The following is a 21,856-nucleotide window of genomic DNA, read 5'->3' on the forward strand; positions in this document are numbered from 1 at the left end:
GGCCTGCCTGGCCAACTCCAGCCCGATGATGATGTCGGGCTTTTTATTGCGCGCTCGCCCCCACTGCAGGGGCTGCCTCAGGCCAATGCCTTGAGCAACGCGTCAATGTCCTTCAAGACACTGGCTTCGCCCTTCTCGCCCCAATACAAGGCGATCATTTGCGTGTCGGCCTCGACCTTGTAGACGTTGTCCGGCAACCGTGCAAAATAGGGTAACAATTTCTCATCAACACACACTTCACGCCACCGATTGACCCACACCCCCGGCTCCAACTGCCAGTAACTCCAGAGCGCTGGCGCACTGCCGCGCCGCGGCCTGCAATATTGCGCGCACGGGCTCGGCGGCTCCTGCTTGAGCCAGTGCGGCCACTCCTGAGGCGACAGCTGCATGGCCAGGCCGATGCGGCGCGCCTCCATGCGCAGGGCCATGCGCCCGCTCTGATGGCGCGACGGGCGCAACCATGCCAGAGGGCTCAGAACCACCAGAAGGATTGACACCACTATCCAGACCGTCATATGTGTACTCCCGATTTTCTAGATGAGCGGATATGACCTGACGCAACCCAGTCCGCTTGAAAGCAGCCATACTCAACTTATTGCAGTCCCCTGGAGGAACGCCACATGTCCTACGAACATATTCTGGTCGCCGTAGACCTGACTGAAGAGTGCGATCCAGTCATCAAGCGCGCCCGGGCCTTCGCCGTCGCCAGCAACGCCAAACTCTCGCTGGTGCACATCGTCGAGCCGATGGCCATGGCGTTCGGCGGCGACGTCCCCATGGATTTGTCCCAACTGCAGCAACAACAGTTCGATCAGGCCAAAGAGCGCCTGGAACGCTTGATCCTCAAGTACCCGGAAATCACCAAGGAAAATTCCCACCTGACTTACGGCCAACCCCGCCAGGAAATTCATCACTTGGCCAAAGAACATCAGTGCGACCTGATTGTGGTCGGCAGCCACGGCCGTCATGGTCTGGCGTTGTTGCTGGGCTCAACTGCCAATGACGTACTGCACGGCGCGCCCTGCGATGTGCTGGCAGTCAAACTGGTCAAAGACACCAGCAAGTAAGACCCATCAGGATCAAATGTCGGAGGGAGCCTGCTTCCTCCCACATTTGAATTGCATTTCATATAAAAAGCCCGGCACTCATACAAATGAGTGCCGGGCTTTTTTTAGTGCGTGCGGATCAATCAGGCATCCAGCTCGGCCCAACGCTCAACCAGCACTTCCAGCTCCTGATTCAACGTTTCCAGGGAAGCGATGACCTTGGCGGTTTCTGCCGCCGGGCGCAGGTAAAAACCCGCGTCAGCCATGTCAGCTTCTACCGCAGCGATCTGTTTTTCCTTGGCGTCAATCTCACCGGGCAAGGCTTCCAGTTCGCGTTGCAGCTTGTAGCTGAGCTTTTTCTTGGCCGCCGGTGCGGCTTCCTGAGCCGGTGCAGCCGTTGCCGGAGCAACCACCGCCGAGGTCAAATCGGCCTTGCCGGACTTGCTCTCGGTCACGCCCAACAGGCGCGGCGAGCCGCCCTGACGCAGCCAGTCCTGATAACCACCGACGTATTCACGCACCTTGCCTTCACCTTCGAAGACCAGGGTGCTGGTGACTACGTTGTCGAGAAATTCCCGATCGTGGCTGACCATCAGCACAGTGCCGTTGAAGGTGAGCAGCACTTCTTCCAGCAACTCCAGCGTCTCTACGTCGAGGTCGTTGGTCGGTTCGTCGAGCACCAGCAGGTTGGCCGGTTTGCTGAACAGTTTGGCCAGCAGCAGGCGCGCACGCTCACCACCGGACAAGGCTTTTACCGGCGTACGTGCACGCTGCGGGCTGAACAAAAAGTCGCCCAGGTAGCTGAGTACGTGGCGGCTTTGGCCATCGATGTCGATAAAGTCGCGGCCTTCGGCAACGTTGTCGATTACGGTTTTTTCCAGGTCCAACTGGTGGCGCAACTGGTCGAAGTAAGCCACGTCGATGCGTGTGCCCTCCTCCACAGTGCCGCTGGTCGGTTGCAGGCCATTGAGCATCAGCTTGAGCAAGGTGGTCTTGCCGGTGCCGTTGGCACCCAGCAGGCCGATACGGTCGCCGCGCTGCAGGACCATCGAGAAGTCTTTGATCAGGAACGGGCCGTCCGGGTGATGGAAGCTGACGTTCTCCAGCACCATCACTTGCTTGCCCGACTTGTCGGCGGTGTCCAGCTGAATGTTGGCCTTGCCGGTGCGCTCGCGACGCTCGCTGCGCTCGTTACGCAGCGCTTTGAGGGCACGCACGCGGCCTTCGTTACGGGTGCGGCGCGCCTTGATACCCTGGCGGATCCAGACTTCTTCCTGGGCCAGTTTTTTGTCGAACAGCGCGTTGGCGGTTTCTTCAGCTGCCAGCGTGGCTTCCTTGTGGACCAGGAAACTGGCGTAGTCGCCGTTCCAGTCGATCAGGCCGCCACGGTCGAGTTCGAGGATGCGCGTCGCCAGGCTCTGCAGGAAAGCACGGTCGTGCGTGATAAACAGCACGGCGCCCTGGAAGTCCTTGATGGCCTCTTCGAGCCAGGCGATTGCGCCGATGTCCAAGTGGTTGGTCGGTTCGTCGAGCAGCAGCAGGTCCGGCTCGGAAACCAGCGCCTGCGCCAGCAGGACGCGGCGACGCCAGCCGCCGGACAATTCGGCCAGGGTTTTGTCGGCCGGCAGTTGCAGGCGGCTCAAGGTGCTGTCGACCAGTTGCTGCAAGCGCCAGCCGTCACGGGCTTCGAGGTCTTGCTGAACATGCATGAGCTTGTCCAGGTCGGCGTCGGTCACACAGTTCTGCGCCAGGTGATGGTATTGCGCGAGCAACTCACCCACGCCGTCGAGGCCTTCGGCGACCACGTCGAACACTGTCCGTCCGTCGGCCACCGGCAACTCTTGCGGCAATTCACCAATTTTGAGGCCGGGCGCGCGCCAAACAGAGCCCTCATCGGGCTTTTGGTCGCCTTTTACCAGCTTCATCATGCTGGACTTGCCGGTGCCGTTGCGGCCGATGATGCACACCCGCTCACCACGGGCGATCTGCCAGGACACCTTGTCCAACAACGGCATAGCGCCGAAAGCAAGGGACACATCGCTGAATTTGAGCAGGGTCATACACTTCTCCAAAAACTGGGCGCGCATTCTACCTGACTTGAAGGTGGGATGCGGTCTGCATTTTCGCTATCGACACGTTCTGAACGACATTTACGACCAACTTCAACCAACCGGCTGGCAAAGCTTTCAACGGCTGCAAGCAAAAGGCTAAGCTAGGGGCAATCAGTGTCGGCGATGCCGGTGCTAGTCGTGATTTCTCTGCACGGACGTCTCATGCGCAGTCGCCTTTTCAATTTTTTATCTTGCCTGCTTCTTTCCGCCACCGCCGTTCAATCCGCCCAGGCCGTGGACCTCACCACCCAACGTCAATATTACGATGAGGCCAAACGCGCCTTGGCCAGGGGCGACAGCGGCCCTTACATGCAATACAGCCAGGCGTTGGCCGACTACCCGCTGACGCCGTACCTGGCCTACGACGAGCTGACCGCACGCCTGAAAACCGCGAGCAACGAGGAAATCGAACAGTTCCTCGCCAAAAACGGCGACCTGCCCCAGGCCAACTGGATGAAGCTGCGCTGGTTGCGCTGGCTGGCCGACCGGGGCGACTGGCAGACCTTTGAAAAGTACTACGACGCCAAACTCAACTTTGTTGAGCTGGACTGCCTGCAAGCCCAGTACCAGCTCACGCATAACCTGAAAGCCGAAGGCTACAAGAACACCGAAAAACTCTGGCTGACCGGCAAATCCCAGCCGACCGCGTGTGATACCACCTTCGGCCAGTGGGCGGCCGACGGCCAACTCACCGAACAAAAAATCTGGGACCGCACCAAGCTCGCCGCCGAAGCCCGCAACTACGCGCTGGCCAACAGCCTGGTGAAAACCTTGCCAACCCTCGGCGCTCAGGGCCGTTTGATGGTGGACGTGGCGCAGAGGCCCGACATGCTCGGCGACCCGTCGCGCTTCCTGCCGGCCAACGAGGCCATGTCTGACGCGGTGGGCCTTGGCCTGCGCCGCCTGGCACGCCAGGACCCGGACAAGGCCATGGCCCTGCTCGACGGTTACGCCAGCAGCATGCACTTCTCGCGTGACGAAAAAGTGTCGATCGCCCGCGAAATCGGCCTGACCCTGGCGCGCCGTTATGACCCGCGCGCGCTGGATGTCATGACCCAATACGACCCCGAGTTGCGCGATAACACCGTCTCCGAATGGCGCCTGCGCCTGCTGTTGCGTTTGGCGCGCTGGGAAGATGCCTACCAGTTGACCCGCAAGCTGCCGCAGGACCTTGCGACCACCAACCGCTGGCGTTACTGGCAAGCGCGTAGCCTGGAGCTGGCCGAGCCGAAAAACCCGCAACCGCTGGTGCTGTACAAAAACCTCGCGCAGGAACGTGACTTCTACGGCTTCCTCGCGGCGGATCGCTCCAAAGCCCCGTATCAGCTGAAAAACAAACCGCTGGTGATGAGCCAGGCGCTGGTCAACAAGGTGCGCAATACGCCCGGTGTACGCCGGGCCCTGGAGTTCTACGCACGCGGCCAAATCGTCGATGGCCGTCGCGAGTGGTACCACGTCAGCCGTCACTTCAACCGCGATGAAATGGTCGCCCAGGCCAAACTGGCCTACGACATGAAGTGGTACTTCCCGGCAATCCGCACCATCAGCCAGGCGCAGTACTGGGACGACCTGGACATCCGTTTCCCGATGGCCCACCGCGACACGCTGGTGCGCGAAGCCAAAGTGCGCGGCCTGCATTCCAGCTGGGTGTTCGCAATCACTCGCCAGGAAAGCGCGTTTATGGACGACGCGCGCTCCGGCGTCGGCGCCAGCGGCCTGATGCAACTGATGCCCGGCACCGCCAAGGAAACCGCACGCAAGTTCAGTATCCCGCTGGCTTCCCCGGCACAAGTGTTGGACCCGGACAAAAACATCCAGCTCGGCGCCGCTTACCTGAGCCAGGTGCACAGCCAGTTCAACGGCAACCGCGTGCTCGCCTCCGCCGCCTACAACGCTGGCCCCGGCCGTGTGCGCCAGTGGCTGCGCGGCGCCGACCACCTGAGTTTTGATGTTTGGGTGGAAAGCATTCCGTTCGACGAAACCCGCCAGTATGTACAGAACGTGCTGTCTTATTCGGTGATCTACGGGCAGAAACTCAACTCACCGCAACCGCTGGTGGATTGGCATGAGCGGTATTTTGATGATCAGTAAGAGAGGCAGCTTTTAGCTTGTAGCTTGAAGCTTGAAGCTTGAAGCTTGAAGCTTGAAGAATAATGCCCGCATTGAGCAATGCGGGCATTTTTTTATGGGGCGAGTGAGCGCTCGCTTTGTACGGCTTCGGCCAAGGCCAGGTTTAGCGCCTGTAGCATAAATTCGACAAAGGGCGTCGCCTCGGCCTGCTGGTCGGCGGCTGATAGTGCGGCATAGTAGGCGTCCTGCTGCTCGCGTATCACCGCTTCTACAGGCATGTAGGCCAGGATGGGGCGCCATTGGCTGAGAATCAAGGTTTGCCAGAGCCGTCCCATCCGCCCATTGCCGTCAGCGAAAGGATGGATAAATTCGAATTCGTAATGAAATACGCAGCTGGCGATCAGCGGATGCCAATCAGACAGCGACAACCATTGCAGCAAGTCATCGACAAGGTGCGTTACACGGCTCGCGGGCGGCGCCATATGCACTAATTGATCGCCGCGATAAATACCGACACCGGCCTGACGCAACTGGCCAGCATCGTCGATCAACCCAAACATCAACAATTCGTGAGCCTTCAACAGGTCAGCACGATCACTCGACACCCAGTGCGCCATCGCTTCGTACGCTGCAAATGCGTTACGTACTTCCTGGATTTCCCGGGGCAAACCCAACACGCGTTTGCCCTCTAACACGGCGCTCACCTGCTCGACGCTCAGGGTATTGTTCTCGATCGCCAGCGAGGCCTGGATCGTGCGAATACGGTTGCCACGCCTTAGCTGAGGCGTCTGACGAGTGTCGTCACCGATCGAGAGTTGACCGATCTGCTCACTGATCTCGGCTATCAGCGCGAGCATCTTTGTAGTCAGCGTCAACGGAGGTTGATAACGGCCCATGTCCTCATCCAGATCAATAACCAAAGCCCATATGATGCCTCATGCAGACGCCGGTCGGCAGCTTCATTGCGCTTGCACTTGCACCCCGTCACTGAACTGCAATGCCGCCAGCCGCGCATACAGCGGGTTGCTCGCAATCAATTGCTGATGCGTGCCCACCGCGACCAACTGGCCTTGGTCCATCACCGCAATCCGGTCGGCGTTCTTCACGGTGGCCAAGCGGTGCGCGATCACCAGCGTGGTGCGGCCTTGCATCAGTTGCGGCAGCGCTTGCTGGATCAGGTGTTCACTCTGCGCATCCAGGGCGCTGGTGGCTTCGTCCAGCAGCAGGATCGGCGCGTCCACCAGCAGCGCGCGGGCGATGGCCAGGCGTTGCCGTTGGCCACCGGAGAGGCCCATGCCGCCGTCGCCGAGGTGGGTTTGGTAACCCTCGGGCATTTGCAGGATGAAGTCGTGGGCGTGAGCGATGCGCGCGGCGGCTTCGACTTCCTCGCGCGTGGCAGACGGGTTGCCGTAGCGGATGTTTTCTTCGACGCTGCCAAAAAACAGCGCGGGGCTTTGCGAGACCAGCGCGAAATGACGGCGCAGGTCCATCGGGTCGAGTTCGGTCAGCGGGTGCCCTTCGAGCAGGATGCGGCCTTGCTGCGGGTCGTAGAAACGCAGCAGCAGGTCAAAGAGGGTTGATTTACCCGCACCGGACGGGCCTACCAGCGCCAGGGTTTCGCCTGGATTGATCGTCAGGTTCAAGCCGTCGATGGCATAGCTGTCCGGGCGCGAAGGGTAGGAAAAGCGCAGGTCCTGCAACTGCGTACGCCCGCTCACGCGCTGCGGCAGTTGCACGGTGCCGCTGGCGGGCGCCTGAATTTCATTGCTCGACTGCAATAATTCGCCGATCCGCTCGGCGGCGCCCGCGGCGCGTTGCAGCTCGCCCAGCACCTCGCTCAAAGTGCCGACAGCGCTGCCGACGATCAAGCTGTAAAACACAAACGCCGCCAGCTCACCGCCGGAAATGCGCCCGCCGATCACGTCCATGCCACCGACCCAAAGCATCACGCCCACAGCGCCGAGCACCAGCATGATCACCAACGTGATCAGCCACGCGCGCTGCACAATGCGTTTGCGCGCGGTGGCAAACGCCTGCTCCACGGTGACGGCGAAGCGCTGTTCGTCCTGCACCTGATGGTTGTACGCCTGCACGGTCTTGATTTGACCAAGGGTTTCGGACACATAGCTGCCAACATCGGCGATGCGGTCCTGGCTCTGGCGCGACAAGCTGCGTACGCGGCGACCAAAAATCAGAATCGGCGCCAGCACCAACGGCAGGGCCACCACCACGATGCTGGTGAGCTTGGGGTTGGTGACAAACAGCAACACGATGCCGCCGATCACCATCAGCGCATTGCGCAGGAACAGCGACAGCGACGAACCGATCACCGACTGCAGCAACGTGGTGTCGGTGGTCAGCCGTGACTGGATTTCCGAGCTGCGGTTGTTCTCGTAGAAACCCGGGTGCAGGTAGATCAAGTGGCTGAACACCTGGCGGCGAATGTCCGCGACGACCCGCTCGCCGATCCACGACACCAGATAAAACCGCGAGAACGTGCCCACCGCCAAACCCAGCACCAGCAGCATAAACAGGCCAATCGACTGGTTAAGCAGGTGCGGAGATTGTGTCATGAAGCCTTGGTCTACCAGCAGGCGGATGCCCTGCCCCATGGACAAGGTAATGCCGGCGGTAACGATCAGCGCCAACAAGGCACCCAGCGCCTGCCAGCGATAGGGCGCAATAAAGCGGCTGGCCAGGCGAATCGCGCGGCGTTGACGGGCTGAAAACATGGAGGGCATCACCTGCGTGAGGAATAGAAGTCGCTACACCTGAACATTGGGGGAACTTGAGTAAATAACAATGAGTCAGGTTAATTATGCCCGCAGACACAGGCTAATAGAGGCTATCGGTCTAACGATTGGCTGGAAATTCGTATCGATTTCTGGTCGACTGAGCGTTCGAACCGGTGACTTTGTAAGGACTTGTAATAGCTTGGTCACGCGGGGGAATTAGAGTAGGTACACAACCTGATGAGGAGACAGGCCATGACCTTGCAAACTAGCAGCGACGCCAAAATTGAAGTAATCCGCCAACCGCAGCATCTGCCTTGCTCGGTGATCGACGCCCAAGGCCGCGAAGTGCAGATTACCGAAGAGATGATCCAGCAAGCGTGCAGCGAGTTGGAACAGCGCCTGGTAAAACCTGCGCAGCGAGGCTGAAGCGCCCACGCTCTTTCAAACCCGGCCCAAGTGACCGGGTTTTTTGTGGCTGTTTAAAGCGCTTCGGCGCCCAACGCAGCGACGATGCGCGCCAAACCGGCTGGCTCGCCGTTGATGCGCACCTTCAAGCCATCGATCTCACGGCGCAGCGGGTAATGCTTGCGCAGCAGGTCGAACGCCTCGCGCTGTTGTTGAACTGTTCCTACAAGGCTGCGGCGGAAATCCGCATCATCGCGGCGCGGGTCGTACACGCTGCGGCACAAGGTCGCCAATGCCCAGGCAGGGTCAGTGGCGGCATTCAAATGCACTTCAGCCAGCCACGGCGCCGGCAACAAATCACTTAATTGAATGCTCGGCGCTTGGCCAAGATGGGCGCAGAACGCCTGGTAAATCTGCGCGGTGCCGCGCTGTTTACCGTCCAGGCTGTAACCGGCAATGTGCGGCGTGGCCAACACGCACAGGTGAGCCAGGTGGACGTCTACCTCAGGCTCGCCCTCCCACACGTCCAGAACGGCCTGTAAGTCCTCACGTTCCAGCAACACGTCGCGCAGCGCGGCGTTGTCCACCACCGGGCCACGGCTGGCGTTGATCAACCAAGTGCCGGGCTTGAGGCGCTGAAGACGCTGACGATCGAGCAAGTGCCAGGTAGAGCCGTTGCCGGACTTGGTCAGCGGCGTGTGCAGGCTGATCACGTCGCACTGCGCGATAATTTGCTCAAGGCTGACGTAATCAGCGTCTTCGGCGATCTGGCGCGGCGGGTCACATACCAGCACGTTCCAGCCCAAACCCTTGAGCACCTTGACCAGGCGCCCGCCCACTTCACCCGCGCCGACCACGCCGTAGGTACGCTGAGTGAGGTCGACGCCTTCAATTTCGGCCAGGGTTTGCAAGCTGCCCAGCACGTAGTCCACCACGCCACGCGCATTGCAGCCCGGCGCGCTCGACCACTGGATACCGGCCTGCTTGAAGTAGCCCAGGTCCAGGTGATCGGTGCCGATGGTGCAGGTGCCGACAAACCGCACCTGCGTGCCTTCAAGCAAGGCGCGGTTGACGTTGGTTACCGAACGCACCAGCAGCACATCCGCCTGCTCGACCGTGGCGCGGTCGATGGACCGGCCGGGCACCCGGCGAATCTCGCCAAACCCTTCGAAGAAGGCATCAAGCAGTGGGATATTTTCGTCGGCAACAATCAGCATGGCAGGCTCCTTTCGCGGAACAGCAGTGTACAGGGAAGCGACCTGCGTTGTGGTGGCGAGCGGGCAAGCCAGCTTGCGCAGCGGTAAATCGCTTACAAATCGCTAACACAGGTTTTTTCCTGACCATTGCGTCAAGGCGTAGACTCCGCCGTCCTCAGCCACACTTAACTGGACACTTGTACGTGAACACTGCCACCGCCTCCATCACCCGCCCCGCCCGCATCAGCCGGGAAGTGCGCGACCTGTTGACGCTCGCCTTGCCGATCATGATTGGCCAACTGGCCACCACTGCGATGAGCTTTGTCGACGCGGTGATGGCAGGTCGCGTCAGCCCGCAGGACCTGGCGGCGGTGGGCCTGGGCAACTCGATCTGGATTCCGGTTTACCTGCTGATGACCGGCACGCTGCTGGCGACCACGCCGAAAGTCGCGCAGCGCTACGGTGCAGGCCACTACGGCGAGATTGGCCCGCTGGTGCGCCAGTCGCTATGGCTGGCTGTCGTGGTCGGGATCACGGCGTCCCTGTTGCTGCTCAGCGCCGAGCCGATCCTGCAGGCGATGAAGGTCGAGCCCGACCTGATCACGCCGTCGATGGGTTACTTGTATGGCATCGCCGCCGGGATGCCGGCCATTGCGCTGTACTACGTGCTGCGCTGTTTCAGTGATGGCTTGGGCCGCACGCGGCCGAGCATGGTCATGGGCCTGTGCGGGTTGGCGTTGAATATCCCGCTGAACTACATCTTCATCTATGGCCATTTCGGCGTACCAGCCATGGGCGGCGTGGGCTGCGGCTGGGCCACGGCCATCGCGATGTGGGTGATGATGCTCGGTTTGGCCGGTTGGACGCGCTGGGGCCCGGCGTACCAGCGTTGCGAACTGTTCAAGCGTTTTGACTGGCCGCAATGGGCGGTGATCAAGCGCCTGCTGAACATTGGCCTGCCGATTGGCATCGCGATTTTCGCCGAATCGAGCATCTTCGCAGTCATCGCGCTGTTGATCGGCAGTTTGGGCGCCACGGTGGTGTCCGGCCACCAGATCGCGCTGAATGTCAGCTCGCTGGTGTTCATGATCCCGTATTCCCTGAGCATCGCCGTGACCGTGCGTGTCGGCCAGGCGCTGGGGCGTGGCGAACCGCGTGAGGCACGTTTTGCCGCTGGCGTCGGCATGGGCACCGCGCTGGCGTATGCCTGCCTGTCGTGCAGCCTGATGTTGTTGTTTCGCGAGCAGATCGCGGCGATCTACACGCCGGACCCGATTGTGATTCACCTCGCGTCGACGCTGATCGTGTTCTCTGCGCTGTTCCAGTTCTCGGACTCGATCCAGGTCACCGCCGCCGGCGCCTTGCGCGGTTATCAAGACACGCGCGTAACCATGGTGCTGACCTTGTTCGCCTATTGGGGCGTGGGGCTGCCGGTGGGTTATGCGTTGGGGCTGACTGACTGGCTCGGCGAACCCAGCGGCCCCAGCGGTTTATGGCAAGGGCTGATCGTGGGCCTGAGCTGTGCGGCGGGGATGTTGCTGGTGCGCCTGGCGCGCAGTGCACGCCGGCAGATTCACGCACACAAGGCGCGCGGTTAATCGGCCTTTTTGCGAATCCAGTACAGGTACGTCCCGGCCTGCTCCTGCTGATCGACCAGTTCGTGGTCAAGGAACACACAAAACTTGGGAATATCGCGGCGGGTCGAAGGGTCGGTCGCGATCACCTTGAGCAAGCCGCCCGGCGGTAAATCGCGGATGTGCTGGTGCAGCATCATCACCGGTTCCGGGCAGTTAAGGCCGGTGGCGTCGAGGGTGCCGTCGACAGCGGTGTGAAAAGTGTCGCTCATTGTTTACTCCTGAAACTGGCGTGCATTGTTGCCCAAATTCCGCACCACCACCAGATCAGGTGTATTTGAAAATTCGCTGCCTTGATATCCTCTGGCAGATACGTAACTCTTCAGAGGCGTTTTCGGTAGTGCTGCAAGGCGTTTTCGAACGGAAGGCCGCTTGCGTGCTTGCGACATCCCCAAACCACTTAATTAAATACTGATTCTATAAATCGTCCCGACCGAGTCAAAACAACTGACTCAAATGCCTACCCTATATAACTCAAAAAAACAATGAACATGAAAAAATCATCTAAAAAACTGTCAGACTTGACAGTATACGTAGCATTCGGTTGGGTGAAAAACTGATTACTCATTTGATTAGAGTGACTTAACAATGACTTTAGATGAAATCAAAGCCGTATTGAAAGACCCGGAATCCTTCAGTGTGAAGGTCACTAACAAACTCAATCAGACACATACTCATAAGTTTACGGGACTCTCTACAAAAAACGGCCACGAGGTGATGAGAGTGGAATACCAAGATGGAACTTACGGTGACATCTACCTTACAGACATTCAAAGTGTTTCGATTATTGATGAACATGAAGATTAAACCTTCGCGTTTAACGCCTGAAGCATTTCTTCAGGCGTTGGTACGAGATGAACGCGATTACTTGCGCTTCTTCACATCAACCAGGCGGCGCAGGTGGCAGGTGACTTCTTCGCGGTCGTGGTAGAGCTGTTTGCAGCCGATTTCCACGCGAATGCCACGTGCCTTGAAGCCTTCTTCGATGCGCTCCAGCAGGCGTTTTACCTCAGCATAACGCTGCTTCATCGGTAGCTTCAGGTTCACCACGGCTTCGCGGCAATGGCCCTCGCCAATCCAGGTTTCCAGCAGCGCCGCATTGCGCGCCGGTTTTTCAACGATGTCACACACCATCCAGTCCACCGGCTGCTTGGGCACGAAGGTGAAGCCGTCTGCCATCAAGTGCTGCACCAGGCCGGTGTCCATCAGGCTTTCAGCCATTGGGCCGTTGTCGATAGCCGTGACCAGCATGCCGCGGTTGACCAGTTGCCAGGTCCAGCCGCCGGGGGCCGCGCCGAGGTCGACGCCGGTCATGTCACCGTGCAGGCGTTCATCCCACTGGTCGCGCGGGATAAAGTGGTGCCAGGCTTCTTCCAGCTTCAAGGTCGAACGGCTTGGCGCGTCGCGTGGGAACTTGAGGCGCGGGATGCCCATCGGCCACATCGCCGAGTTGTTCGATTCGGCCAGGCCCATGAACACTTCACGGCCGCTTTTGAAGGTCAGCAGCAGGCGCGGTTTGCTCGGGTCGTCGACCAGCTTGCCGGCGTTCAACAAAGCCTTGCGCAGGTGCACTTCGAATTTCTTGCAGAAGTTCGAAAGCTCCTTGCCGTCATTCGTGTCGACCATTTCCAGCCACAGGCTGCCGCACACCGGGAAGCCTTGCAGGTGCGCGAGGATCACGCTGATGCGGTCGGTTTCCGGCAGGTCGATAAACACACCGCGCGCCCACTGCCGCGGAAAGATCAGCTCGGCAAACCGCTGGCCGTGCATCAGGCGCTGCGCGCCGTCTTCTTCGGTGCAGACAAATTCGGCGCAAGCGCTGCCGGTTTTGGTTTTGGCATAGCCGGAAACGTTCAGGCGCGCGGCGTGTTCCGCGATCTCGGAACAGACTTCGCCTTCAAAACCTGGGCGGCAGTGCATAAAAAGGGTGTTCATTGACTCTCCTGGCAACTGGCTTGCGCTATCGCAATGCCTGTCATGAAAACGCGCGCATGATAGCCGAGTTCGGAACCTTGGACTCAACGATACAGTCCAGTTATTAGCCTGCTAATGAAAACAGGGCTAAGTTGAACGCTCTGTTCGTCCCGTCAGGTCCGTAGCCGTGCGGACCATAAGGAGTCATGTAATGTCATCCCTTGATAGCCTGAGAACCCTTAAAACCCTGCAAATCGACGACAAAACCTACCACTACTTCAGCTTGCCCGAAGCCGCCAAGAGCCTCGGCGACCTGGACAAACTGCCGATGTCGCTCAAGGTGCTGCTGGAAAACCTGCTGCGCTGGGAAGACGGCAAAACCGTCACCGGCACCGACCTGACGGCCATCGCCGCGTGGCTTAAACAGCGCCAGTCCGACCGCGAAATCCAATACCGCCCCGCGCGTGTATTGATGCAAGACTTTACCGGGGTGCCCGCGGTGGTCGACCTCGCCGCCATGCGCGCCGCCGTGGCCAAGGCTGGTGGTGACCCGCAGCGCATCAACCCGCTGTCGCCGGTCGACCTGGTGATTGACCACTCAGTGATGGTCGACAAGTTCGGCACCACCCGCGCGTTTGAGCAAAACGTCGACATCGAAATGCAGCGCAACGGCGAACGCTACGCCTTCCTGCGCTGGGGCCAAAGCGCCTTCGACAACTTCAGCGTGGTGCCGCCGGGCACCGGCATCTGCCACCAGGTCAACCTCGAATACCTCGGCCGCACCGTGTGGACCAAGGACGAAGACGGCCGCACTTACGCGTTCCCCGACACATTGGTCGGCACCGACTCGCACACCACCATGATCAATGGCCTCGGCGTACTCGGCTGGGGCGTGGGCGGTATCGAAGCGGAAGCGGCAATGCTTGGCCAGCCGGTGTCGATGCTGATTCCGGAAGTGATCGGCTTCAAGCTCACCGGCAAACTCAAAGAAGGCATTACCGCCACCGACCTGGTGCTGACGGTGACGCAGATGCTGCGTAAAAAAGGCGTGGTCGGCAAGTTCGTCGAGTTCTATGGCGACGGCCTGGCCGATTTGCCCTTGGCCGACCGCGCCACCATCGCCAACATGGCCCCGGAATACGGCGCCACCTGCGGTTTTTTCCCGGTGGATGAGGTGACCCTCGACTACTTGCGCCTGTCCGGCCGTCCGGCCGCCACGGTAAAACTGGTCGAGGCCTACACCAAGGCGCAGGGTTTGTGGCGTAACGCTGGCCAGGAGCCGGTGTTCACTGACAGCCTGGCGCTGGACATGGGCAGCGTCGAAGCCAGCCTCGCCGGGCCGAAACGCCCGCAAGACCGTGTGTCGCTGCCGAATGTAGGCCAAGCCTTCAGCGACTTCCTCGACCTGCAATTCAAACCGACCAACAAAGAAGAAGGTCGCCTCGAAAGCGAAGGCGGCGGTGGTGTCGCCGTCGGCAACGCCGATTTGGTGGGTGAAACCGACTACGAAGAAGATGGCCACACCTATCGCCTGAAAAACGGCGCCGTGGTGATTGCCGCGATCACTTCGTGCACCAACACCTCCAACCCCAGCGTGATGATGGCCGCCGGTCTGGTGGCGAAAAAGGCCGTTGAAAAGGGCCTCACGCGCAAACCGTGGGTGAAAACCTCATTGGCGCCAGGCTCCAAAGTGGTCACCGATTACTACAAAGCCGCGGGCCTCACGCAGTACCTGGACAAGCTCGGCTTTGACCTGGTCGGCTATGGCTGCACCACCTGCATCGGCAACTCCGGCCCGTTGCCCGAGCCGATCGAAAAAGCCATCCAGAAAGCCGACCTCGCCGTGGCTTCGGTGCTGTCCGGCAACCGCAACTTTGAAGGCCGCGTGCACCCGCTGGTAAAAACCAACTGGCTGGCCTCGCCGCCGCTGGTGGTCGCCTACGCGTTGGCCGGCACCGTGCGTATCGACATCAGCAGCGAGCCGCTGGGTAACGACCAAGACGGCAAGCCGGTGTACCTGAAAGACATCTGGCCAAGCAGCAAAGAGATCGCCGACGCCGTGGCCCAAGTCACTACTGGCATGTTCCACAAGGAATACGCCGAGGTGTTTGCCGGCGACGAGCAGTGGCAGGCAATTGAAGTGCCGCAAGCGGCGACCTATGTGTGGCAGGAAGACTCGACCTATATCCAGCACCCGCCGTTTTTCGATGACATTGCCGGCCCGCCGCCGGTGATCAAAGACGTCAAAGGCGCCAACGTGCTGGCAATGCTCGGCGACTCGGTGACCACCGACCACATCTCCCCGGCCGGTAACATCAAAACCGACAGCCCCGCTGGCCGTTACCTGCGTGAAAAAGGCGTGGAACCGCGTGACTTCAACTCGTACGGCTCACGCCGTGGCAACCATGAAGTGATGATGCGCGGCACGTTTGCCAACATCCGTATCCGCAATGAAATGCTCGGCGGCGAAGAAGGCGGCAACACGCTGTACATCCCCACCGGCGAGAAAATGCCGATCTACGACGCGGCCATGCAGTATCAGGCGTCGGGCACACCGTTGGTGGTGATTGCCGGCCAGGAATACGGCACCGGCTCAAGCCGTGACTGGGCGGCCAAGGGCACTAATTTGCTGGGGGTCAAGGCGGTGATCGCCGAGAGCTTCGAGCGTATTCACCGCTCCAACCTGGTGGGCATGGGTGTGCTGCCGTTGCAGTTCAAGCTGGACCAGAACCGCAAGGCGTTGAAGCTGACGGGCAAGGAGAAGATCGACATTCTCGGCCTGACCGATGCCGAGATCGAGCCAAGAATGAATTTGACCTTGGTGATTACCCGGGAGGATGGCAGCAGTGAAAAGCTCGAGGTGCTGTGCCGGATCGATACGCTGAATGAAGTGGAGTACTTCAAGTCGGGCGGCATTCTGCACTATGTGCTGCGCCAGTTGATCGCTTCATAAGGCGAACTGAAAACATGGGGCTTACAAATTAATGGAGCCCTCAATGTGGGAGGGGGCTTGCTCCCGATGGCGGTGGGTCAGTCAATTCATGTATCAACTGTAAAACTGCTATCGGGAGCAAGCCCCCCCCCACAACAAGCAGAAGCAGATCTGCTGTGTATGTAAAACCCGCCTTTGATCTGCTTCAACCACTCAGGTGGGCTTTCAGGCCGCCGTGCTTTTGCTCTTGATCTGAGAAGCGCCCCGTTAACCACGCTGGCCGCACGCAGGCTTGCCGCGCCACACCGCAACATCAGATCAGCCGAACAACCACTTCCACAACAGCAACAACACCACCACCGCCAACACTGGCCGCGCGATGCGGTAGGCTTTGGGGTGCTTGCGCTTCCACTGTTTGACCTGGCCACTGAACTTATCGCTGAAGGTCTTGCTCCAGGCATAGGCCTGATTAATGCCGCCAACACGTTCGTCATCCAGGTTCTGTGGCGCAGTAGCACGACCGAGTTGCTTGCTGACCCAGCGATTGATGCGCGTCATCAAACGGCTGCTCAGCGGGCGTTCAATGTCGCAGAACAGAATCACCCGAGTGTGTTCGGTTTCATTCTTCACCCAGTGCACATACGTTTCGTCGAACATCACGTCTTCGCCGTCGCGCCAGGCGTAGACCTGGCCGTCAACGAAGATGCGGCAGTCGTCGGAGTTCGGCGTGGACAGCCCCAAGTGATAACGCAACGAACCGGCAAATGGGTCGCGGTGCGGGTTGAGGTGGCTGCCGCCGGGCAACAGCGCAAACATCGCGCCCTTGACGTTGGGGATGCTGCTGACCAGGGCCACTGTTTTCGGGCACAACGCCTCGGCGGATGGCAACGGTTTGTCGTACCACTTGAGGTAAAAACGTTTCCAGCCCTTCTTGAAGAACGAACCAAAGCCTGCGTCGTTGTTCTTTTCGGCGGCGCGGATATAACCCTCGTCGAACAGGTGCATGGCCTCTTGGCGGATCACTTCCCAGTTGTCCTTAAGCACGTCCAGTTCAGGGAATTTGCTGCGGTCCAGGTACGGCTTGGACGGCACGGCCGAGAACAGGTACATCAAGGCGTTGTACGGGGCGAACAACGCCGAGTGGTTGACGAACTGACGCAACAACGGCAAACGGGCCTTGCCACGCAAGTGCACATACAACGTGCTGCCGATAAACAACAGCAGCACCGACAGTTTGGCGGCCAAAGAAAAGGTCATGCAGCAACTCCTGGAAATTAGCGCCTGGCGAATAACCTCCCGGTGAGGGGAAACCAAACATAGCAGCCGGTCATCATAAACATTTGCTGCATTATGCAGAAGGCCTCGGCCGACCGGCTGACATAAATCAACCCTCTGCACCCCTGATTGCTGGCCCTGCGTGGGAGACGCGCAGCAAACTGATCAGGCTTGGTTTTCTTGATCGGTAAACAAATCGCTAAACAGCATGCTCGACAGGTAGCGCTCACCCGAGTCCGGCAATATCACCACGATGGTTTTGCCCTGCATTTCCGGCTTCTCGGCCAGGCGCACAGCCACGGCCATGGCGGCGCCGCAAGAGATACCGCACAAAATGCCTTCTTCCTGCATCAAGCGCAGGGCCATCGCCTTGGATTCCTCATCGGTCACCAGTTCCACGCGGTCGACCATCGAGAGGTCGAGGTTTTTCGGCACGAAACCCGCGCCGATGCCCTGAATCTTGTGCGGGCTGGGCTTGATCTCTTCACCGGCCAGCGCCTGAGTGATCACCGGTGATGCAATCGGCTCCACCGCCACCGACAGAATCGGCTTGCGCGCAGTGTTCTTGATATAACGCGACACACCGGTAAGGGTGCCGCCGGTGCCGACGCCCGCGACCAGCACGTCGACGGCGCCGTCGGTGTCGTTCCAGATTTCCGGGCCGGTGGTTTTCTCGTGGATCGCAGGGTTGGCCGGGTTTTCGAACTGGCCTGGCATGAAGTAGGCCGACGGGTCACCGGCAACGATTTCACCGGCTTTTTCGATGGCGCCTTTCATGCCTTTGGCGGGTTCGGTCAGCACCAGTTCGGCACCGAGAGCCTTGAGGACTTTGCGCCGCTCGATGCTCATGGACGCCGGCATGGTCAGCAGCAGTTTGTAGCCACGCGCGGCCGCGACAAACGCCAAACCGATGCCGGTATTGCCGGAAGTCGGTTCCACAATGGTCATGCCGGGTTTGAGTTTGCCGCTGCTTTCGGCGTCCCAAATCATGTTTGCGCCAATGCGGCACTTCACCGAATAACCTGGGTTTCGCCCTTCGATCTTGGCCAGGATGGTCACGCCACGCGGCGCAATCCGGTTGATCTGAACCAGGGGCGTATTACCGATGGAGTGCGCGTTGTCTGCAAAGATGCGGCTCATGACGGGGTCCTTAAGGCTATTTCAGGAAGGCCCCAAGGTTATGCCGCCGGCGTAGAGGCGTCCAGTCTGCGGAACGTTGCGCCCTGTGCGCAAGTCCATCAATTATATGTAACCCAATATGGACAGAGAGCCTACCCCATGAAACGTCGCTACAGTTGGCCGCTATGGACCGCCGCCGGGCTGGTGCTGCTGCTGGTTGCCCTGAATATCGCGTTGCCTTATGTGGTGCGCAATTACCTGAATGACAAGCTTGCCGACATGGGTGATTACCGCGGCGAAGTCGCCGATGTAGACCTGGCGTTGTGGCGCGGTGCCTACCGGATCAAAGGGCTGAAAATCGTCAAGGTCGACGGTAAGGTTCCGGTGCCGCTGGTTAACGCGCCGCTGATTGAATTTGCGGTCAGTTGGCACTCGCTGTGGTACGACCATGCGGTGGTTGCCGAGGGGCATTTTGTGCGGCCTGAAATCAACTTCGTCGACGGCGGCGCAAACAAACAGGCGTCGCAGACCGGTAAGGGCACCGACTGGCAGGCGCAGTTGAAAAAACTCCTGCCGATCACTCTGAACGAAGTGCGCATTGAGGACGGCAAGGTCGCCTTTCACAACTTCAGCTCCAAACCGCAAGTAAACATCAACGCCACCGAAATCAACGCCAGCTTGTATAACCTGACCAACGTGGTGGACCTCAAAGGCCAGCGCGATGCACGCTTTGACGGTAAGGCCATGCTGCAAGGCCAAGCGCCGCTGGAAGCCACCGCCACCTTTGACCCTTTCAATAATTTTGAGGACTTCGAATTCCGCTTCCGCGCGCGTGACCTGCAACTCACACGCATGAACGATTTCGCCTCGGCGTACGGCAAGTTCGACTTCAAGGCGGGCACCGGTGATGTGGTGATCGAAGCGCAGGCCCAGAAGGGCCAACTCAGCGGTTACATCAAGCCGCTGTTGCGCGATGTTGAAGTCTTTGACTGGCAGCAGGACGTCGAAAACAAAGACAAAAATATTTTCCGCTCGATCTGGGAAGCCGTGGTGGGCACCAGCGAGACGGTGTTGAAAAACCAGCGCAAAAATCAATTCGCCACGCGCGTCGAACTCAGCGGCAGCGTGCACCAGCAAAATATCAGCGCGTTCTCTGCATTCGTGGCGATTTTGCGCAACGGTTTCATCCAGGCCTTCAATGCGCGCTACGAACAGCCCAAGCCGTCGACCGACTGATGCTGCGCGTGACCGGCCATTCAGAGACTGAATAAGGCGTCTGCGTTCACAGCCACCGGGGCTGCGCGGTATAGTCCGGGCATTGATGAATGTGAGGAATGAGCGATGAAGTTCGAAGGCACCCAGGCCTATGTGGCTACCGATGACCTGAAACTGGCCGTCAACGCCGCGATCACCCTGGAGCGGCCGTTGCTGGTCAAGGGCGAGCCCGGCACCGGCAAGACCATGCTGGCCGAGCAACTGGCCGAATCCTTCGGCGCCAAGCTGATCACCTGGCACATCAAGTCCACCACCAAGGCGCATCAGGGCCTCTACGAGTACGACGCGGTGAGCCGCCTGCGCGACTCGCAGTTGGGCGTGGACAAGGTGCACGATGTGCGCAATTACCTGAAAAAGGGCAAGCTCTGGGAAGCGTTCGAGTCCGAGGAGCGGGTGATTCTGCTGATCGATGAAATCGACAAGGCCGACATCGAGTTCCCCAACGACCTGCTGCAAGAACTCGACAAGATGGAGTTCTACGTCTACGAAATCGACGAGACCATCAAGGCCAAAAAGCGCCCGATCATCATCATTACTTCCAACAACGAAAAAGAGCTGCCGGACGCGTTCCTGCGCCGCTGCTTCTTCCACTACATCGCCTTCCCCGACCGCAGCACGCTGCAAAAAATCGTCGACGTGCACTACCCCGACATCAAGAAGGACCTGGTCAGCGAAGCGCTGGACGTGTTCTTCGACGTGCGCAAAGTACCGGGTTTGAAGAAAAAGCCTTCCACCTCGGAGCTGGTCGACTGGCTCAAACTGCTGATGGCCGACAACATCGGTGAAGCGGTGCTGCGCGAACGCGACCCGACCAAGGCGATCCCGCCATTGGCCGGCGCTCTGGTGAAGAACGAGCAAGACGTGCAACTGCTGGAACGACTGGCGTTTATGAGCCGTCGCGGTAATCGCTGATGCTGCTCAACCTGTTCAACGAAATGCGTGCAGCCAAGGTGCCGGTGTCGGTGCGCGAATTGCTCGACCTGATCAACGCGCTGAAACAGCGGGTGACCTTCGCCGACATGGACGAGTTTTACTACTTGGCCCGCGCGATTCTGGTCAAGGACGAACGGCATTTCGACAAGTTCGACCGCGCGTTCGGCGCCTATTTCAATGGCCTCGAAAAACTCGACGACCACCTGCAGGCACTGATTCCCGAGGAGTGGCTACGCAAGGAATTCGAACGCTCGCTGAGCGATGAAGAGCGTGCGCAGATCCAGTCCCTCGGCGGCCTCGACAAGCTGATCGAGGAATTCAAGAAGCGCCTGGAAGAACAGAAGGAACGCCATGCCGGTGGCAACAAGTGGATCGGCACCGGCGGCACCAGCGCGTTTGGCTCCGGCGGCTACAACCCGGAAGGTATCCGCGTGGGCGATGCCGGCAAGCGCCAGGGCAAGGCGGTAAAAGTCTGGGACCAGCGTGAGTACAAAAACCTCGACGATCAGGTAGAGCTGGGCACGCGCAATATCAAGATCGCCCTGCGCCGCCTGCGCAAGTTCGCGCGCCAGGGTGCGGCCGAAGAGCTGGACATCGACGGCACCATCGACCATACGGCGCGTGATGCCGGCTTGCTGAATATTCAGATGCGACCGGAGCGGCGTAACACTATCAAGCTGTTGCTGCTGTTCGACATCGGTGGTTCGATGGACGCGCATGTAAAAATCTGCGAAGAGCTGTTTTCGGCGTGCAAGACTGAGTTCAAACACCTGGAGTACTTCTACTTCCATAACTTTGTGTATGAAGCGGTGTGGAAGGACAACCAGCGCCGCACCTCGCAAAGCACCTCGACCCAGGATTTGCTGCACAAGTATGGCGCCGATTACAAAGTGATCTTTATTGGTGATGCGTCGATGGCGCCGTACGAAATCACCCAGGCCGGCGGCAGCGTCGAGCACTGGAACGAAGAGGCGGGCTATGTATGGATGCAGCGCTTTATGGCCAAGTATAAAAAGCTGATTTGGATAAACCCGTACCCGAAGGACACGTGGGGGTATACGGCGTCGACCGCGATTGTGCGTGAGTTGGTGGAGGATCAGATGTACCCGCTGACGCTGCGCGGGCTGGAAGAAGGCATGCGTTTTCTCTCCAAGTAATCCGAATCCAAATCAGGATACCCATGCTGCAGGAAATCCAATGTGGGAGGGGGC

17 protein-coding genes and 1 pseudogene are annotated in these 21,856 nt (G+C 59.5%); 9 read left to right on the forward strand and 9 right to left on the reverse strand.

Going from position 1 to position 21,856, the window contains the following annotated elements:
- Positions 1 to 77 precede the first annotated feature (77 nt).
- Complete coding sequence (locus tag ACOZK9_RS15330; protein ID WP_058411030.1) at positions 78 to 515, reverse strand: hypothetical protein; 438 nt, start codon at positions 513 to 515, stop codon at positions 78 to 80.
- Between the two features lie 105 nt (positions 516 to 620).
- Between ACOZK9_RS15330 and ACOZK9_RS15335 the strand changes: the two genes are divergently transcribed.
- The gene (locus ACOZK9_RS15335; protein WP_058411031.1) at positions 621 to 1,067 is read left to right on the forward strand and encodes a universal stress protein; all 447 of its coding nucleotides are present in this window, start codon (positions 621 to 623) and stop codon (positions 1,065 to 1,067) included.
- A gap of 122 nt (positions 1,068 to 1,189) precedes the next feature.
- Here ACOZK9_RS15335 and ACOZK9_RS15340 read toward each other — a convergent pair whose 3' ends face one another.
- On the reverse strand, positions 1,190 to 3,106 hold the full coding sequence (locus tag ACOZK9_RS15340; protein ID WP_058411032.1) for an ATP-binding cassette domain-containing protein: 1,917 nt from the start codon (positions 3,104 to 3,106) through the stop codon (positions 1,190 to 1,192).
- Between the two features lie 213 nt (positions 3,107 to 3,319).
- Between ACOZK9_RS15340 and ACOZK9_RS15345 the strand changes: the two genes are divergently transcribed.
- Positions 3,320 to 5,248, forward strand: a complete 1,929-nt coding sequence (locus ACOZK9_RS15345) for a transglycosylase SLT domain-containing protein (protein WP_421556150.1) — start codon at positions 3,320 to 3,322, stop codon at positions 5,246 to 5,248.
- 107 nt (positions 5,249 to 5,355) lie between these two features.
- On the opposite strand, the pseudogene ACOZK9_RS15350 reads toward ACOZK9_RS15345, so the two are convergent.
- Both ACOZK9_RS15350 and ACOZK9_RS15355 read right to left on the reverse strand, forming a co-directional pair.
- Positions 5,356 to 6,123 (reverse strand): annotated as a pseudogene (locus tag ACOZK9_RS15350) (Fic family protein); the annotation flags it as partial.
- 63 nt (positions 6,124 to 6,186) lie between these two features.
- Complete coding sequence (locus ACOZK9_RS15355) at positions 6,187 to 7,968, reverse strand: ABC transporter transmembrane domain-containing protein (RefSeq protein ID WP_172979773.1); 1,782 nt, start codon at positions 7,966 to 7,968, stop codon at positions 6,187 to 6,189.
- 246 nt (positions 7,969 to 8,214) lie between these two features.
- Here ACOZK9_RS15355 and ACOZK9_RS15360 point away from each other — a divergent pair, with 246 nt between their 5' ends.
- Positions 8,215 to 8,388 (forward strand): PA1571 family protein, encoded by a 174-nt coding sequence (locus ACOZK9_RS15360; protein WP_058411036.1) that lies wholly within the window; start codon positions 8,215 to 8,217, stop codon positions 8,386 to 8,388.
- Between the two features lie 53 nt (positions 8,389 to 8,441).
- Here ACOZK9_RS15360 and pdxB read toward each other — a convergent pair whose 3' ends face one another.
- Positions 8,442 to 9,584 carry a 4-phosphoerythronate dehydrogenase PdxB gene (pdxB, locus tag ACOZK9_RS15365; RefSeq protein ID WP_421556151.1) on the reverse strand — a complete coding sequence of 381 codons (1,143 nt, stop codon included), beginning with the start codon at positions 9,582 to 9,584 and terminating at the stop codon, positions 8,442 to 8,444.
- A 182-nt stretch (positions 9,585 to 9,766) separates the two neighbouring features.
- On the opposite strand from pdxB, the gene ACOZK9_RS15370 reads away from it, so the two are divergent.
- Positions 9,767 to 11,161 carry an MATE family efflux transporter gene (locus tag ACOZK9_RS15370; RefSeq protein WP_421556152.1) on the forward strand — a complete coding sequence of 465 codons (1,395 nt, stop codon included), beginning with the start codon at positions 9,767 to 9,769 and terminating at the stop codon, positions 11,159 to 11,161.
- On the opposite strand, the gene tusA is transcribed toward ACOZK9_RS15370, so the two are convergent.
- The gene (tusA, locus tag ACOZK9_RS15375; protein WP_058411039.1) at positions 11,158 to 11,409 is read right to left on the reverse strand and encodes a sulfurtransferase TusA; all 252 of its coding nucleotides are present in this window, start codon (positions 11,407 to 11,409) and stop codon (positions 11,158 to 11,160) included. The genes ACOZK9_RS15370 and tusA overlap by 4 nt on opposite strands.
- Positions 11,410 to 11,785: 376 nt before the next feature.
- Here tusA and ACOZK9_RS15380 point away from each other — a divergent pair, with 376 nt between their 5' ends.
- Complete coding sequence (locus tag ACOZK9_RS15380; RefSeq protein WP_152749738.1) at positions 11,786 to 12,004, forward strand: hypothetical protein; 219 nt, start codon at positions 11,786 to 11,788, stop codon at positions 12,002 to 12,004.
- Positions 12,005 to 12,061: 57 nt separating this feature from the next.
- Here the strand turns inward: ACOZK9_RS15380 and rlmM are convergent, their stop codons facing one another.
- Positions 12,062 to 13,132, reverse strand: a complete 1,071-nt coding sequence (gene rlmM, locus ACOZK9_RS15385; RefSeq protein ID WP_058411041.1) for a 23S rRNA (cytidine(2498)-2'-O)-methyltransferase RlmM — start codon at positions 13,130 to 13,132, stop codon at positions 12,062 to 12,064.
- A gap of 190 nt (positions 13,133 to 13,322) precedes the next feature.
- On the opposite strand from rlmM, the gene acnA reads away from it, so the two are divergent.
- The gene (acnA, locus tag ACOZK9_RS15390) at positions 13,323 to 16,064 is read left to right on the forward strand and encodes an aconitate hydratase AcnA (protein ID WP_058411042.1); all 2,742 of its coding nucleotides are present in this window, start codon (positions 13,323 to 13,325) and stop codon (positions 16,062 to 16,064) included.
- 297 nt (positions 16,065 to 16,361) lie between these two features.
- Here acnA and ACOZK9_RS15395 read toward each other — a convergent pair whose 3' ends face one another.
- Positions 16,362 to 17,300 (reverse strand): aspartyl/asparaginyl beta-hydroxylase domain-containing protein, encoded by a 939-nt coding sequence (locus ACOZK9_RS15395; RefSeq protein WP_058411043.1) that lies wholly within the window; start codon positions 17,298 to 17,300, stop codon positions 16,362 to 16,364.
- Positions 17,301 to 17,483: 183 nt separating this feature from the next.
- Positions 17,484 to 18,458: a cysteine synthase A gene (gene cysK, locus ACOZK9_RS15400; protein ID WP_058411044.1), complete on the reverse strand. Its 975-nt coding sequence runs from the start codon at positions 18,456 to 18,458 to the stop codon at positions 17,484 to 17,486.
- Positions 18,459 to 18,596: 138 nt separating this feature from the next.
- Here cysK and ACOZK9_RS15405 point away from each other — a divergent pair, with 138 nt between their 5' ends.
- The 3 genes from ACOZK9_RS15405 (at position 18,597) to ACOZK9_RS15415 (ending at position 21,802) form a co-directional block, all read left to right on the forward strand.
- Positions 18,597 to 19,673: a DUF748 domain-containing protein gene (locus ACOZK9_RS15405; protein WP_058411045.1), complete on the forward strand. Its 1,077-nt coding sequence runs from the start codon at positions 18,597 to 18,599 to the stop codon at positions 19,671 to 19,673.
- 105 nt (positions 19,674 to 19,778) lie between these two features.
- The gene (locus tag ACOZK9_RS15410) at positions 19,779 to 20,624 is read left to right on the forward strand and encodes an AAA family ATPase (RefSeq protein ID WP_058411046.1); all 846 of its coding nucleotides are present in this window, start codon (positions 19,779 to 19,781) and stop codon (positions 20,622 to 20,624) included.
- Positions 20,624 to 21,802 carry a vWA domain-containing protein gene (locus tag ACOZK9_RS15415; RefSeq protein WP_058411047.1) on the forward strand — a complete coding sequence of 393 codons (1,179 nt, stop codon included), beginning with the start codon at positions 20,624 to 20,626 and terminating at the stop codon, positions 21,800 to 21,802. Before ACOZK9_RS15410 ends, ACOZK9_RS15415 begins: the two co-directional genes overlap by 1 nt.
- Positions 21,803 to 21,856: the final 54 nt, after the last annotated feature.

This window comes from Pseudomonas kitaguniensis, assembly GCF_049199985.1.
Lineage (GTDB): Bacteria > Pseudomonadota > Gammaproteobacteria > Pseudomonadales > Pseudomonadaceae > Aquipseudomonas > Aquipseudomonas kitaguniensis.